General features: G+C 65.8%; 14 protein-coding genes. 10 read left to right on the forward strand and 4 right to left on the reverse strand.

The features are described 5' to 3' along the window. Positions 1-32: 32 nt before the first annotated feature. Positions 33-1193 carry a hypothetical protein gene (locus GIW81_RS14950; protein WP_210251945.1) on the forward strand — a complete coding sequence of 387 codons (1161 nt, stop codon included), beginning with the start codon at positions 33-35 and terminating at the stop codon, positions 1191-1193. Between the two features lie 111 nt (positions 1194-1304). After that, positions 1305-1979 (forward strand): outer membrane protein, encoded by a 675-nt coding sequence (locus GIW81_RS14955; protein WP_154740163.1) that lies wholly within the window; start codon positions 1305-1307, stop codon positions 1977-1979. Positions 1980-1995: 16 nt separating this feature from the next. Here GIW81_RS14955 and hemF read toward each other — a convergent pair whose 3' ends face one another. Then, entirely contained in the window at positions 1996-2922 is a 927-nt protein-coding gene (gene hemF, locus GIW81_RS14960; RefSeq protein ID WP_154740164.1) for an oxygen-dependent coproporphyrinogen oxidase, read from the reverse strand. Between the two features lie 181 nt (positions 2923-3103). On the opposite strand from hemF, the gene GIW81_RS14965 reads away from it, so the two are divergent. From GIW81_RS14965 to GIW81_RS14985, 5 genes are all read left to right on the forward strand, one after another. Further along, positions 3104-4969: an ABC transporter ATP-binding protein gene (locus GIW81_RS14965; RefSeq protein WP_324615055.1), complete on the forward strand. Its 1866-nt coding sequence runs from the start codon at positions 3104-3106 to the stop codon at positions 4967-4969. 247 nt (positions 4970-5216) lie between these two features. After that, on the forward strand, positions 5217-5789 hold the full coding sequence (petA, locus tag GIW81_RS14970; RefSeq protein ID WP_324615056.1) for a ubiquinol-cytochrome c reductase iron-sulfur subunit: 573 nt from the start codon (positions 5217-5219) through the stop codon (positions 5787-5789). 17 nt (positions 5790-5806) lie between these two features. Then, on the forward strand, positions 5807-7081 hold the full coding sequence (locus tag GIW81_RS14975) for a cytochrome b (protein WP_154740166.1): 1275 nt from the start codon (positions 5807-5809) through the stop codon (positions 7079-7081). A 13-nt stretch (positions 7082-7094) separates the two neighbouring features. Then, positions 7095-7982 carry a cytochrome c1 gene (locus tag GIW81_RS14980; RefSeq protein WP_154740167.1) on the forward strand — a complete coding sequence of 296 codons (888 nt, stop codon included), beginning with the start codon at positions 7095-7097 and terminating at the stop codon, positions 7980-7982. Positions 7983-8026: 44 nt separating this feature from the next. After that, on the forward strand, positions 8027-8905 hold the full coding sequence (locus tag GIW81_RS14985; protein ID WP_324615057.1) for an S-methyl-5'-thioadenosine phosphorylase: 879 nt from the start codon (positions 8027-8029) through the stop codon (positions 8903-8905). Between the two features lie 63 nt (positions 8906-8968). Here the strand turns inward: GIW81_RS14985 and GIW81_RS14990 are convergent, their stop codons facing one another. Then, entirely contained in the window at positions 8969-9721 is a 753-nt protein-coding gene (locus GIW81_RS14990; protein WP_154740169.1) for an SDR family oxidoreductase, read from the reverse strand. Positions 9722-9821: 100 nt separating this feature from the next. Between GIW81_RS14990 and GIW81_RS14995 the strand changes: the two genes are divergently transcribed. Next, on the forward strand, positions 9822-10736 hold the full coding sequence (locus GIW81_RS14995) for an AraC family transcriptional regulator (RefSeq protein ID WP_154740786.1): 915 nt from the start codon (positions 9822-9824) through the stop codon (positions 10734-10736). A 95-nt stretch (positions 10737-10831) separates the two neighbouring features. Then, complete coding sequence (locus GIW81_RS15000; RefSeq protein WP_154740170.1) at positions 10832-12259, forward strand: OprD family outer membrane porin; 1428 nt, start codon at positions 10832-10834, stop codon at positions 12257-12259. On the opposite strand, the gene GIW81_RS15005 is transcribed toward GIW81_RS15000, so the two are convergent. Further along, a complete protein-coding gene (locus GIW81_RS15005; protein ID WP_154740171.1) occupies positions 12256-13185 on the reverse strand; it encodes a ketopantoate reductase family protein in 930 nt (309 codons plus the stop codon). The two genes, GIW81_RS15000 and GIW81_RS15005, sit on opposite strands and share 4 nt — an antisense overlap. 129 nt (positions 13186-13314) lie before the next feature. Then, positions 13315-13605 carry a YARHG domain-containing protein gene (locus tag GIW81_RS15010; RefSeq protein WP_154740172.1) on the reverse strand — a complete coding sequence of 97 codons (291 nt, stop codon included), beginning with the start codon at positions 13603-13605 and terminating at the stop codon, positions 13315-13317. 130 nt (positions 13606-13735) lie between these two features. Between GIW81_RS15010 and pip the strand changes: the two genes are divergently transcribed. After that, entirely contained in the window at positions 13736-14695 is a 960-nt protein-coding gene (pip, locus tag GIW81_RS15015; RefSeq protein WP_154740173.1) for a prolyl aminopeptidase, read from the forward strand. Positions 14696-14698 lie beyond the last annotated feature (3 nt).

Below are 14698 nucleotides of genomic sequence, written 5' to 3' on the forward strand. Positions count from 1 at the left end.
CCCTCGCGGCTGCCGCCTTGCTGGCGGCGGCGATGGGTGCGTGGCCCGGAGCCGCAGCGGCCGACAGCGTACAGGACTTCCTCGCGACGCTGCCCGCTGCGCAGCATGACGAGTTCATCGCCTGGCGCACGGCGAAGAACCAGCACGACCGGATGCTCGACGCCTACTGGCAGGACATCGAGAAGAAACGCGCCGGCCGGCGGCTGAAGCGCGCCAACACCAAGTTCTTCGACGCTGACGACTACGTGTGGACTTTTCCTCCGACCTATAAGGGGCCGCGGCTCGGCGCCGACCTCGACAAGCGCTGGGAGCGCTTCCTCGCCGCGCAGGAGCAACCGCAAACTTCCAAGCAGGAAAAGCCGATCCCGGGGCTCGCCGACTTTCTCGCCGCCAGTCGCCAGCATTACGCGTTCGAGCCGACGCGCATCCCCGAGCGCGAGTTCAAGCGCCGCTACGCCGAAGAAGCCATTGCCTTGGGTCTCGCCAAGGAGCAGGTCGTGCGCGTCTACGCGCTCGAGACCGGCGGCGACGGCACGGCCGACATGCAGGCCGGCATCAATCCGATCACCAAGAAGGGCAAGCCGATCTCCTCGGCCCTCGGCTACGCGCAGCTCCTGCACGCCAACACCATCGGCGAGCTGGTGAAGCACGGGGACAGCTTCATCAAGCGGCTGCAGCGGCTGAAGGCCGCCGCCCGCGATCCCGCCCGCGTGGACGAGCTGCACCGCAAGATCGCCTCGCTGCAGGCGATGCTGCGGACGGCCAAGTCCGTCCCCGACAACTGGTACCGTCACGTGGCCTTCGCGCAGACGGCGAAGGGCTACGGCATGCACGCCATCAACCTTGATGGCGACATCGGGCCCTGGCTGCAGTCCCTGAAGCTGCGCGGCCTGAAGGACTTCGCGGCCCGCAAGGGGGTGACGAACCTCTCGGGCGAGGAAATTGAGCTGATGAACCTGTCGGGGCCGGGCACGGGGCTGGAGATGATGCAACCGGTGGGCTTGACCGTCCCGACGCCCAACTTCTTTGCCCGCCGCGCCTACTACGTGAACAAGATGGTCATCGACAAAACCTCTGCCGAGCTACTGGCCGAATTCACCCGGCGCATGGACGCCAGCTCCCGCAAGCCCGGGGCGGTCGAGTTCGCCCAGGCGTTCGACGAGGCGCGCCAGGATAAGCTGCCCTGGCGCTGATCCTTGGCCCGGGGCCCAGGAAATATTCCTACCCACCGATGCCCATTTGCATCGGACAGGCCCCCCTTCCGCATCTATGATCCAACCAGCAAGTAAAACTGGGGCACGAGCATGCAGTGGCATAAGTTTGGGGGCGTTGCTTTAGCGTGCCTCGTTCTTACCTTCGGCGTTGCGGCCCCTGCGGCGGCCCAGCAATGGCGCCTTCCAAGCCTGAGCTACGCCTCTGACGACGAGGTCGCGTCGCTGGCGCGCACCGGCTTCATCATCTCTCCGGACTGGAGCCTCAGCGACGAGGTCAGCCTCGGCGGCACCGGCGGCGCGCTGCTGGAGGATCCGGAGGGCTGGGCCATCGGCGGCAAGCTCGGCTACGACCAGCAGTTCGGTCACGTCGTGGTGGGCGTGGTCACCGACGCGTTCTACTCGTTCGCCGACGGCAACGGCCGTGGCGCCGGCTTCGGCGTTTTTGAGTCCGACCTCAACTACTACGGCACCGTCCGCGGGCGCCTCGGCTACTCGTTCGGCCGCCTGATGGCATACGGCACAGCGGGCTACGCCTACGGCGGCCTCGAGGTGACGAACGTCATTACCGGCGCGAAGTCCGACGAGGGTCTCAGCGGCTGGACCTACGGCGGCGGCCTGGAATACTTCTGGAACCGCGACATCAACCTGCATGTCGGCTATCGCCGGATCGATTTCGACGACCAGAGCTTCGCCGTGCTTGGCGCCAACAACACTCTGTCGCCCGAGATGGACATCATCGATTTCGGCCTGATGACCCGCTTCTGAGAGAGGCGCCTCTAGATCAGGGCCATTTCACGACGGGCGGCATCGACGACAGGATCGAATCCACGTTGCCGCCGGTCTTGAGGCCGAACACCGTTCCCCGGTCGTAGAGCAGATTGAACTCGACGTAGCGCCCGCGGCGCACGAGTTGCTCCTCGCGCTCGGCATCCTTCCAGGCGAGCTCAAAGTTGCCACGCACGAGCATCGGATAGACGCGCTGAAAGGCGCGGCCGACGTCCCGCGTGAAGGCGAAGGCCGCGTCCCAGCCGCCTTCGTTCTCGTCCGGCGTCAGGTAGTCGAAAAAAATGCCGCCGACGCCGCGCATCTCCTTGCGATGCGGCAGGTAGAAATACTCCTCGCACCATGCCCTGTAGCGCGTGTAGTCGGCCACCGGATGCGGCGCGCAGGCCCCGTACATCGCAGCGTGGAAGGCGAGCGTGTCGGCGTCTTCCTCTTTGCGGCGCCGGTCGAGCACCGGCGTCAGGTCGGCGCCGCCGCCGAACCACCACTTCGAGGTCACGACCATGCGGGTGTTCATGTGCACGGCGGGCACGTTGGGGTTCTGCGGATGGGCGATCAGCGAGATGCCCGACGCCCAGAACTCAGGGTGCTCCTCGGCGCCGGGGATCTGCTTGCGAAACTCCGGCGCGAACTCGCCGTGCACCGTGGAGGTGTGCACGCCGACCTTCTCGAACACCCGGCCGTTCATCATGCTCATGACGCCGCCGCCGCCCGGCGCGCCGGAATGGTCGGTGCGCTCCCACGGCGTGCGCACGAAGCGGCCGGCCGGGCGGTCGGAGAGGGGCGCGCCGGCGGGCAGCTCGTCCTCGAGCCGCTCGAACGCCGAGCAGATGCCGTCGCGCAGCTCCTGGAACCAGGCGCGGGCCGTCTCCTTGCGAGCCGCAAGCTCCGGCGCTTCTCCGGCAGCCTCTTTGACGTCGCCCATGCCTTTTTTCCCGAACCCTTTTGTTGGCGCATTTCCCCCTATATATCCCCTGCAACGATGTCTAGGGGCGCACCACGGCAGGGCTCCAAGGCTGCAAAACCTCACATAGCGCGCCCACTGCTTCGTTAAGAGGAGGGGGCCGGCGCTACTTTTTCACGGCCCATCGGGCCGGGAGCTGATCATGATCGCCCGCATGTTTCGCTGGCTGGAACACCGCGTCGAATCCTTCCCCGCCGAGCAGCCCTCGATGCCGCCGGCGAGCTTTTGGGGATTCGTCTTTCACTACACGCGGCCCTTCTGGCCGCTGATCGGCCTTTCAGCCGCGCTGTCGGCGACGATCGCGCTGATCGAGGTGTCGCTGTTCGGCTTCCTCGGCAATCTCGTCGATTGGCTGTCGAAGGCCGATCGCGCCACGTTCTGGGAGACGCACGGGACGTTCCTCCTCGGCATGAGCGCGGTGGTGCTGCTCGTGCTGCCGACGTTGAAGTTCTTCTACGAGTCCGTCGTCCACCAGGGACTGCTCTCGAGCTTCACCATGCGTACGCGCTGGCAGGCGCACCGCTACGTGCTGCGCCAGTCGATGGCCTTCTTCAACAACGACTTTGCCGGGCGCGTCGCCACCAAGGTGATGCAGACCGCCATGTCGGTGCGTGAGGTGGTCATGAAGATCACCGAGGTGCTGCTCTACGTCGCGATCTACTTCACCGGCGCGGTGTTCCTGTTCGCAGCGACCGACTTGCGGCTGTCGGCGCCGCTGCTTCTGTGGCTCGCCGGCTACCTCGTCGCCATGCGCTACTTCATTCCGCGGCTGGGCAAAATCTCGCATATCCAGTCGGACGCGCGCTCGGTGATGACCGGGCGCATCGTCGACACCTATACGAACATCTCAACGGTGAAGATGTTCGCGCATGCCGACCGCGAGGATAGCTACGCGCAGGAAAGCATGTCGCACTTCCTCGACACGGTGCGCGAGCAGCTGCGCCTCGTGACGCTGCTGACCGTGGCACTGAACTGTCTCAACGCGGCCTTGCTGTTCTCGGTCGCCGCCACCTCATTGTGGCTGTGGTCGATCGATGCGGTGACGACCGGCGCCATCGCCCTGTCGGTGGGTCTGGTCCTGCGCCTGCAGGGCATGTCGCACTGGATCATGTGGGAGGTCGCGGGCCTGTTCGAGAACGTCGGCGTGGTGCAGGACGGTCTCGAGACGATCGCCCAAGAGCGCAGCATCGTCGACGCGCCGGACGCCAAGAAGCTCGTCGTCACCAAGGGTGAGATCCAGTTCGATCACATCCGCTTCAACTATGGGCGCGATGTCGGAACGGGGCGCGGCAGCGTCATCGAGGATCTGTCGCTGCGCGTGGCGCCGGGCGAGAAGGTCGGCCTGGTTGGCCGTTCGGGCGCGGGCAAGTCGACGCTCGTCAGCCTGCTTATGCGTTTCTACGACCTCGACGGCGGCAAGGTGCTGATCGACGGCCAGGACGTCGCGCACGTCACGCAGGACAGCCTGCGCGCTCAGATCGGCATGGTGACGCAGGACACCTCGCTGCTGCACCGGTCGGTGATGGAAAACATCCTCTATGGGCGCCCCGACGCGGTGGAGGCGGATGCCATCGCCGCGGCGAAGAAGGCGGCCGCGCACGATTTTATCAACAACCTTGAGGACCTGAAGGACCGCTCGGGCTACGAGGCGCATGTCGGCGAGCGCGGCGTGAAGCTGTCGGGCGGCCAGCGACAGCGGGTGGCCATTGCCCGCGTGCTCTTGAAGGACGCCCCCATCCTTGTGCTCGACGAGGCGACCAGCGCGCTCGACAGCGAGGTCGAGGCGGCGATCCAGGAGCAGCTGGTCAACCTCATGAAAGGTAAGACAGTCATCGCGATTGCCCACCGGTTGTCCACAATCGCCGCGATGGACCGGCTGATCATCATGGACGAGGGGCGAATCGTGGAGCAGGGCACGCACGCCGATCTTTTGCGCCGCGGCGGTCTCTACGCCGAGCTGTGGGCGCGGCAGTCGGGCGGCTTCCTCGCGCAGGACGCGGCTGAATGACCTTCGTCAGCGGCGACGGCTGGCGTGCGCCAAATTGCCTACGGCTATCTTGCTGACCGGGGTTGAGCGCTCTTTAGAACGATGTCAATAAACCGCATGGCAAATCGCCTGGTTCTATAGGCCAATCGCGCTGAACTTGCCGCGCTCGATGGCACGTCCATCGCGGTGCGGATGTCGTTGCAGCCGGCGGCAGCCGGCCAAGTAATCAGCGCTGCGCCCTAAGCCCAGCGATCTAGCGGAGGCTCCCGTGGCAATCGACGCCGAAGAACCAGACCGCAGGGACTTTCTAGTTCTCGCGGCCGGTGCATTCGTGGCCGTTGGGGGCGCAATGACGCTCTGGCCCTTCATCCAGCAGATGAACCCCGACGCCGGCGCCCAGGCGCTCGCGTCGATCGAGGTCGACCTCGCGCCGGTGAAGGAAGGCCAGGCGATCACCGTACTGTGGCGCGGCAAGCCGGTGTTCATTCGGCACCGGACGCCGGAGGAGATCGCGACCGCCAAGGCCGTGCCGATCACCGACCTCATCGACGAGTTCGCCCGCAACGACGCGTTGCCCGAGGACACGCCGGCCACCGATCCGAACCGCACCAAAGGCGGCCACGAGAACTGGCTGATCATGGTCGGCATCTGCACGCATCTGGGCTGCATCCCGAAGGGGCAGTCGCTGGGGGATGCCAAGGGCGACTTCGGCGGCTGGCTGTGCCCGTGCCACGGGTCGCACTACGACACTGCCGGACGCATTCGTAAGGGTCCTGCACCGCGCAATCTCGAGGTGCCGGTCTACAACTTCGTGAACGACACCAAGATCAAGATCGGCTGACAAGCGGCGAGCCAAGCATGTCTGGACTTCCACACGGAACGAGCTACGAGCCGACCACCAAGTTCGGCAAGTGGTTGGACGCGCGGCTGCCGATCGGCCGGCTGATGTACACGCAGTTCGTCGATTTTCCGACACCGCGAAACCTGAACTACTGGTGGACCTTCGGCGGCATCCTGACCTTCATGCTGGGGGCGCAGATCGTCACCGGCATCGTGCTCGCCATGCACTATCAGCCGAACGCCGAGATGGCGTTCGACAGCGTCGAGCGCATCCGCCGCGACGTGAACTTCGGCTGGCTGATCCGCAACCTGCACGCGGTCGGCGCCTCGATGTTCTTCCTCGCCGCCTACGTCCATATCTTCCGCGGCCTCTACTACGGCTCTTACAAGGCGCCCCGCGAGGTACTGTGGATCATTGGCGTGCTCATCTTCATCGTGATGATGGCGACCGCCTTCATGGGCTACTCGCTGCCGTGGGGGCAGATGAGCTTCTGGGGTGTGACCGTCATCACCAACCTCTTCTCGTCGCTCGACAGCATCTGGAAGGGTCTCGGCACGACGATCGTCGAGTGGCTGTGGGGCGGCTACTCGGTGTCTGGCACGACGCTAAACCGCTTCTACTCGCTGCACTATCTTCTGCCGTTCGTCATCGCCGGCCTCGTCGGCCTGCACCTGTGGGCGCTGCACATCGTCGGCCAGAACAGCCCGACCGGCCTCGACATCAAGACGGCATCGGACGCCGTGCCGATGAGCCCCTACGCGACCTCGAAGGACGCGGTCGGCATGTTCGCGTTCCTGCTGCTGTTCGCTTGGTTCACGTTCTTCCTGCCCGACTACCTCGGGCACGCCGACAACTACATCGAGGCCAACCCGCTGGTGACGCCGCCGCACATCGTGCCTGAATGGTACTTCCTGCCGTTCTACGCGATCTTGCGCGCCATCCCCTCGAAGCTCCTCGGTGTCATCGCCATGTTCGCGGCGATCGCGATCCTCTTGTTCGCGCCGTGGCTCGACACCAGCCGCGTGCGCTCGACCAAGTTCCGGCCGATCTACCGCTACTTCTTCTGGTTCTTCGTGTTCTCTTGCGTCGCGCTGGGTTGGCTCGGCTCCAAGCCGCCGGACGCCGAGTACGTGTTCTGGGCGCGCGTGTTCACGATCTACTACTTCGCGCACTTCCTTCTCGTCATGCCGCTGGTCGGCTGGCTGGAAACGCCGCTGAAGGTGCCGGGCTCGATAACCGAGGCGGTGCTGGGCAACGATAAAAGCGCCAAGCTGGCGCCGGCCAAGGCCTGACAGGGGGGCTCGCATGAAACGTCCAGAGCTCTCGTGGCGCGCTGCCGTGATCGTCCTGGCTTCGCTGGCAAGCGTCGCCGCGACGATGCACGCGGCGCACGCGGCCGGCGGCACGGAGACTCACATCGAGCGCCAGGATTGGTCGTTCGCCGGCTTCACCGGCCAGTACGACAAGGCGCAGCTGCAGCGCGGCTTCCAGGTCTACCAGCAGGTCTGCACGGCCTGTCACGGCCTGAAGCGCGTGCGCTTCCGCAACCTCGCCGAGCCGGGCGGCCCCGAGTTTCCCGAGGAGGCCGTGAAGGCGCTTGCCATCGGCTGGCCGTACAAGATTCCCGGCGAGCTCGACGATCAGGGCAATCCGATCGATCGCCTGCCGGGGCTCGCCGACCAGATCCTCGGCCCCTACCGGAACGACGTGCAGGCGCGCGCGGCGCAGAACGGCGCGTTGCCGCCGGATCTGTCGCTGATCGCCAAGGCGCGCTCGGTGGAAAGCCATGCGCCCTGGTACAGCCAGTGGCTTCACATGCTGGGGGACATCGTCATCGGCTATCAGGAGGGCGGCCCCGATTACCTTTACGCCCTGCTCACCGGCTACCACGAGGTGCCGGCCGGCATGCACATGACCGAGGGCATGTCTTATAACGTCGCCTTCCCCGGGCATCAGGTGGCGATGCCGCCGCCGCTGTCGAAGGATACGTTCATCGAGTACCAGCCGGAGTCCGGCTACAAGGGATCGCTCGAGCAGAACGCGAAGGACGTCACGGCATTCCTCGCCTGGGCAGCCGACCCGACCCTCGATTCACGCAAGCGGCTGGGCTGGCAGGTGATGCTCTATCTCCTCATCACCACGCTGCTGCTATATCTGGTCAAGAAGCAGATCTGGTCGCGCCTGAAGCACTGACGCCGCCGGCACAACGCAAACCGCAAGCTCGTTTAGGGGGACCCGTGGTCAAATCCGTCCTGGGCATCATCGGCGGCAGCGGCTTCTACAATCTGCCCGGCATTCAGAACCCGCACTGGGAAAAGGTCTCGAGTCCCTGGGGCGAGCCGTCGGACGACATCCTCTTTGCCGAGGTCGACGGCCTGCCGTTCCGCTTCCTGCCGCGCCACGGCCGCGGGCATCGCATCTCGCCGACGCACATCAACTTCCGCGCCAACGTCGATGCCTTGAAGCGGGCCGGCGTTACCGACCTCGTGTCGATCTCGGCCTGCGGCTCGTTGAAGGACCAGTTCGCGCCCGGCCATTTCGTGCTCGTCGACCAGTTCATCGATCGCACGTTCGCGCGCGAGAAGAGCTTCTTCGGCGAAGGCTGCGTGGCGCACGTCTCTTTGGCACATCCGGTCAGCCCGCTGCTCGTCGACGCGGTGGAGCAGGCATGCAAGGCCGAGGACATCGACCACACCAAGGGCGGTACCTATCTGGTCATGGAAGGCCCGCAGTTCTCCACCCGCGCCGAATCCTTCCTCTATCGGAGCTGGGGCTGCGACGTGATCGGCATGACCAACATGCCGGAGGCCAAGCTCGCTCGCGAGGCCGAGATCTGCTACGCGACCGTCGCCATGGTCACCGACTACGACTGCTGGCACGAGGAGGTGGCGCACGTCGACGTCGCCGCCGTGCTCGCCGTCATGAAGGGCAATACGGAGAAGGCGCAGCGGCTCGTGCACAAGCTCGCCGAGATATTCCCGCGCGAGCACCCGCCCTGCCCCATCGGCTCGAACACGGCGCTCGACGTAGCCATCATCACCGCGCCCGAAGCGCGCGATCCGAAATTGATGGCCAAGCTCGACGCCGTCGCAGGCCGCGTCCTCGCCAAGGCCTGATCGCGCTTTGGATAGCTACCCCGGGACCTGGAGCTTCGCCCGGGCCCCGGGATGGCGTTTGCCTCAGGCGGCGTCGCTCCTCTGCGCCAGTGCAACGGCATCGGCGCCGGCGGGGAAGCGGAGCTGCGGTGAGACATCGTTCGCCGCTCGCCACACGACCTGCGCCACGTCGGATTCGGTCGTCACCGCGGCCGGCTGGCCATACGCGGTGAGCACCGATTGCGCGAATGGCAGGTAAGGCTCGGTGATCATGTCCTCGATACGTGAGGGCGTGTTCTGGGTGAAACGCGTGGTCGGCCCGTAGCCCGGCTCGACCAGCTTGACGCGGATGCCGAAGCCATGGAGCTCGTGGGCGAGAGAGCCGGTGAAGCCTTCGATCGCCGCCTTGCTCGCCGTGTACGCGGCGACGAGCGGCATGGGCATTAGCGTTGCGCTCGAGGTCACGTTCACAACCACGCCGGACTTGCGCGCGCGGAACTGCGGCAGCACGGCTTGTGTCATCGTCATGACGCCGAATGTGTTGGTCTCGAACAGGCTGCGCACGGTCAGCATCGGCGTCGCCTCGAAGGCGCCGAACATCCCGATGCCGGCATTGTTGACCAGCACGTCGATGGGACCGGCCGCCTCGACGGCGGCAACAATGCTTTGAGGATTGGTCACGTCGAGCGCCAGCACGCGCAGCCGTTCTGATCGCGGCAGCGTGCCTTCGCGCGGCGTGCGCATGGTGGCGATGACGTTCCAGCCTTGCGCATGGAAGTGGCGGGCGGTCTCGAGGCCGTAGCCCGACGAGCATCCGGTGATCAGTACGGTCTTCATCGCAGGTCTCCGTTTTGCGTTCGACGAGGAGATGCTTACGGCTCATTGCGTGGACGATCTGCAATTGAAAGTCCGTATTTTATTTGTTATCGTCCAACAAATGGATGATCCCCTCTCGCAAGTCATCGCCCTGCTGCGACCGCGCACGGTGTTCTCGAAGGTCATAAGCGGGGCCGGTCGCTGGGCCGTACGCTATGCCGACTTCGGGCAGCCGAGCTTCTGCACCGTGCTCAACGGAAGCTGCCGGCTGGCGGTGGACGGTCACGAAACAATCACGCTCGAAGCGGGAGATTTCGTACTGCTGCCAAAGACCCCAGGGTTCACGATGTCGGGGTTCGAGCCGGCGACACCGGTGCGTATAGATCCGAACGCCGCTGCAGTAGCGACGGACGAGCTGCGCCATGGCACGCCCGAAGGCGATCCCGACGTGCGCCTGCTCGGCGGCTACTTCGTTTTCGAATCTCCGGATGCAGGATTGTTGGTGTCGCTGCTGCCAGCGCTGGTGCACGTGCGCGGGGCGCAGCGGCTTTCCACGATGGTGCGGTTCGTCGGGGAGGAGACGCGGGAGCAGAGGCCGGGTCGCGACCTGATACTGTCGCGCCTCGTCGACGTGATGCTAGTCGAGGCTTTGCGGTCGATGCAAGGCGAGGCCGCGCCGCCCGGGCTGCTGCACGGATTGGGCGATGCGCGGCTGGCGGTGGCGATGCGGAGCATGCACGCCGAGCCGGCGCGTCCGTGGACCGTCGAAGAGCTCGCCAAGGCGGCGGCAATGTCGCGTTCAGCCTTCTTCGACCGCTTCACGCGCGCGGTCGGGGTGGCACCGATGGAGTACCTGCTCGCCTGGCGGATGGCGCTGGCAAAGGATCTTCTGCGACGAGAGGACGTTGGAATCGCCGAGGTGGCCGAGCGGGTCGGCTATGGCTCGGCGAGCACGTTCAGCACTGCTTTCAGCCGTCATGTGGGATTGCCGCCAGGCCAATACGCCCGCGAGCAAAGGGCAGCGGTTGCAGCCTGATTGGCGCCCATCGAACGCCGATGCAACTTGCCGCTCCGCGGGGCGGCTGCTAGGCGGATAAATTGCGCCGGCGCATTTGATTCCCAAGAGATTTCATGCACGCCAAGCTGCAGCCGCGCGCCGCGTCGCGGGCTGCGTTGATGGTGGGCATGCTGCTGTTGACCGCGACGGGCGCCATCCGACCGGCCAGGGCCGATCAGGACGACGACGCCGAGCGCGTCCCGTCAAGTGCGGCCGACATCTATAGCCCCATCCAGCGGACCTTCCAGCACCAGGTGCCACTGCCCGGAGGGCCGCAGAGACCGTTCGCCAATGTGCCTGCCGACGATGGGCCGGTGCTGATGCAGGACGTGAAGGACCGCCTGCGCTTTGCCGGACCGTTCTGGCGCGACCTGAAGGTCGCCCTCTACTTCCGGACGCACGAGCTCGACCGCAACAATTCTTCGGGGCCCCCGTCGAATGCGTGGGCCGGTGGTTCGGCACTCGCCTTCCGCACGGGCTATCTCGACGATTGGCTGCAGTTCGAGGCGGCCGGCGCCACGTCGCAGCCGCTGCATGCGCCGGCCGGCGAGGGGGGCACCCTGCTGCTCACCGACAACCAGGCGGAGGTTTCGTCGTTCGCCGTCGCCAACGCCAAGCTGCGCGGGCTGGGACAAGAGCTCACCGTCGGCCGCCAGCTCATCAAGACGCCCTACATCAATCCGCAGGACAACCGCATGCTGCCGAATGCGGTGGAGGGTACGGTGCTCATGCGGCGGCGCGACGAGGCGGAGACGTTCGACTACGGGATCGGCTACCTGTGGGGCTTCAAGGCGCGCGACAGCTCCTACTTCGTCCCGTTCTCCGAGGAGCTCGGCGTCACCGAGGATCGCGGCGTGCTTGCCGGCGGCGCCAAGGTGGTGCCGATCCCTGGCCTGACGATAGGTGCCGTCGACTATCTCATCGCCGACGTGGTCAACACGACGTTCGCGGAAGCGGACTGGATCATTCCCGATGGAGCGATGACGTATCGGCTGAGCGCCAACTACACGGACCAGCGCACGGTGGGGGAGAATTTGCTCGGCGGCGCGCCCTATGCGACGGGGCAGGTTTCCGCCCGGGTCGCGGCGAGCTATCGCGAGGCGACACTGCTCGCGGCTGCGTCGAACAACGGCGACGAGGCGGCGCTCGTGGGCCCGTTCGGCAGCTTTCCCGCCTATACCGTGCTCGACCAGCTCAATTTCAACGACGCGGGCCAGAAGACGTTCGTCGTCGGTGCGGCGTACGATTTCTCGCGCATCATTTTCGATGGGCTGAAGCTGCAGACGCGCTACGGCTGGTCCTGGGACGCGATCGATGCGAGCGGCGGCCCGCGCCAGAACGAGTACAACATCGAGCTCGAGTATTTGCCGACGGCGGGTCCGTTCGAGAACGTCCACGTGCAGATCTTCTATTCGGCCGTCGAGTTTCCGGACAATCCGCCGGGCGAGACGCAGCAGCCGCAGGTGCGCGGCATGGTCACGTATCTCGTGCCGCTGCTCTAGGTTGCCGCGTCGAGCCGCCGCTCGTAGGCCTCGACGTGCGCCGCAGCAACGGCCAGCACCGGCGTAGCCAATTCATGTTTGCGGGCGCGCGCCAGCATGTCGCCGAGAATGTGCGCGCCCTCCGTGCGCCGGCCCGCATCGATGTCGCGCAGCATCGACGAGGTGAGCGGCGATCCCGGCTCGGTGAGGAGCGCGCGGTATTCGTCCATGAGCGTGTCCGGCGGCGCGAAGCCTTCGGCTACGGCGACGGAGCGTGTTTCCTCCAGCAGCCGCAGGATTCGCTCGCGTCCGCTGTCCGACGCCAGGATGATGCCGATGCTGGCGCGCATCAGCGAGGTGATGCCGGCAAATGCGGCGAGGAACAGGAACTTGTTCCACATGTCCTGGCGGATCTCGTGCGTGGCGTAGGCATCGACGCCGGCAGACTTCAGCCGATCGACGATCTCCGTCGCCACGGGGTCGCTGGACGAGGCGACCGGCCCGGTGATGACGGTCATGAACGACGACAGATGCTCGATAACCCCATCGGGGCGCAGGTTGGCGGCGCCGTGGATGATGCCGCCGAGGAGCAGCGTCTCCGGGAAGCGCTCGGCCAGCATGTCGATGTGGCGTACGCCGTTGAGCAGCGGCAGGAGGCGCGTGCCTGGCTGCAGCAGCGGCGCGACCGCAGCGAGTGCGGACTCGAGCGCCGGCTCCTTGCACGACAGCAAGACCGCGTCGGGTTGGTCGGCGGGTTTGTCGCCGGGACGAACCACTTTGACACGTCCAGCGAAATCGCCGAGCGGGCTCTTGAGCGCGAGGCCCTGCGAGGCAAGCTCCTGCGCGCGTTTCTCACGCGCGAGGAACGTCACGTCGGTGCCGGCCTCGATCAGCCGCGCGCCGACGTAGCCGCCGACGCCACCCGCTCCGAGAATGACGACGCGCATGGGTCCGTCTCAATGCCGTTGCTGAATGAGCGGAAGTTGAACCCGGCGCTCTCGATGCGCAAGGCGCAAATCAACGCGCAAAAGCCAGCGCCCCGGAGCGCTGGCTTCGCGCAGTTCAGATGCAAGCGATCAGCAGCCGTTGACCGTTTCCCAGTGCTTGTAGGTCATGACGCGCTGCATCTCCATCTTCGACAGTGACACGTCGCTCATGTCGTCGACATAGCAGCCGGCGTTGCCGAAGTAGTTGATGGCCTTGCTCGTCTTGAAGCAGTAGCCGTTGGCCTTGTAGATCTGGTTACGCTTCACCCAGAGCTGCTTGCAACTGAGCGCATCGACGGGCACGGCATGTGCCGTCGAGGCGACGACGCCCAGACCGCAGGCGAGCCCGAGGGCGGCCGCGACGAGGCGACTGGCGTACATTTTGGTTCCTCTCCTATCGTAGTCCCAATGCCGGTCACGCGGCGGGCAATAACGTCCACAACGCCGGCTGGATGTTATAGGAGCGCCGATTGGGCTTGCGCTGTTCTCTGGGGAACGGCACACACGGCGCATGCCCGATCAAGCGACACAGGCCGAGCCGCTACGCCCGTTCGATGCGCGCATGTTGAGTGTGGGCGATGGGCATTGGCTGTACGTCGAGGAGGTCGGCCGCGCCGACGGCATTCCAGCAATATTCCTGCACGGCGGACCGGGCAGCGGCTCGCAGCATTTGCACCGGCGGTTGTTCGACGCTAGTCGCTTTCACGCGTTCCTGTTCGATCAGCGCGGCGCAGGGCGTAGCCATCCATACTTGTCGCTCGAAGCCAACACCACGCAGCATCTCATCGCCGACATCGAAGCGATCCGCACGCACTTCGGTATCGAACGCTGGCTGGTGGTGGGCGGCTCGTGGGGCTCGACGCTGGCGATCGCCTACGCCGAGGCGCACCCGGAGCGCGTCACCGGCCTTGTAATGCGCGCGATCTTTCTCGGCACCCGCGCCGAGGTGGTGTGGGCGTTTGTCGATGGACCGCGGTTGTTCCGTCCCGAGCTCTATGCCGACTTCGTCGCGCAGCTTCCCGAGAACGAGAGGGCCGACCCGCTGGCTGCCTACCTGCGACGCCTCGCCGATCCCGATCCGGCGGTGCAGGTCCCGGCGGCGCAGACGTGGGCGGCGTACGAGCGGGCGCTGTCGGAGCTGGCTCCGGCGAACGTGCGGCTGTCGCCGCCGGTGGGACGCAGCGAGCGGCCGCCCCCGACGGCAATCGTCGAGGGACATTACATCCGCAACGACTTCTTCCTCGCGCCCGATCAGCTGTTGCGCGAGGCGCATCGCCTCGAGGGCATTCCAGGCGTCATCGTGCAGGGCCGCTACGACCTATTGTGCCCGCCCAAGGCCGCCTATGCGCTCAGCGCGGCGTGGGGCAATTGCGAGCTGCAGGTCATCGACAAGGCGGGGCACGCCATCAGCGAGCCCGGCGTCATGCAGGCGCTAGCCGCTGCGGTCGCCAAGCTGGGCAACCGGCGCTGAGGG

Source organism: Hyphomicrobium album, assembly GCF_009708035.1.
GTDB lineage: Bacteria > Pseudomonadota > Alphaproteobacteria > Rhizobiales > Hyphomicrobiaceae > Hyphomicrobium_A > Hyphomicrobium_A album.

Excerpts from the sequence above, each read along its gene's own strand:
- GIW81_RS14950 (WP_210251945.1), top strand. The coding sequence starts at position 33 with ATGGGTGCGTGGCCCGGAGCCGCAGCGGCCGACAGCGTACAGGACTTC.
- GIW81_RS14955 (WP_154740163.1), top strand. The coding sequence starts at position 1,305 with ATGCAGTGGCATAAGTTTGGGGGCGTTGCTTTAGCGTGCCTCGTTCTT.
- hemF (WP_154740164.1), bottom strand. The coding sequence starts at position 2,922 with ATGGGCGACGTCAAAGAGGCTGCCGGAGAAGCGCCGGAGCTTGCGGCT.
- GIW81_RS14965 (WP_324615055.1), top strand. The coding sequence starts at position 3,104 with ATGATCGCCCGCATGTTTCGCTGGCTGGAACACCGCGTCGAATCCTTC.
- GIW81_RS14975 (WP_154740166.1), top strand. The coding sequence starts at position 5,807 with ATGTCTGGACTTCCACACGGAACGAGCTACGAGCCGACCACCAAGTTC.
- GIW81_RS14980 (WP_154740167.1), top strand. The coding sequence starts at position 7,095 with ATGAAACGTCCAGAGCTCTCGTGGCGCGCTGCCGTGATCGTCCTGGCT.
- GIW81_RS14990 (WP_154740169.1), bottom strand. The coding sequence starts at position 9,721 with ATGAAGACCGTACTGATCACCGGATGCTCGTCGGGCTACGGCCTCGAG.
- GIW81_RS14995 (WP_154740786.1), top strand. The coding sequence starts at position 9,822 with ATGGATGATCCCCTCTCGCAAGTCATCGCCCTGCTGCGACCGCGCACG.
- GIW81_RS15000 (WP_154740170.1), top strand. The coding sequence starts at position 10,832 with ATGCACGCCAAGCTGCAGCCGCGCGCCGCGTCGCGGGCTGCGTTGATG.
- GIW81_RS15005 (WP_154740171.1), bottom strand. The coding sequence starts at position 13,185 with ATGCGCGTCGTCATTCTCGGAGCGGGTGGCGTCGGCGGCTACGTCGGC.
- GIW81_RS15010 (WP_154740172.1), bottom strand. The coding sequence starts at position 13,605 with ATGTACGCCAGTCGCCTCGTCGCGGCCGCCCTCGGGCTCGCCTGCGGT.
- pip (WP_154740173.1), top strand. The coding sequence starts at position 13,736 with ATGCCCGATCAAGCGACACAGGCCGAGCCGCTACGCCCGTTCGATGCG.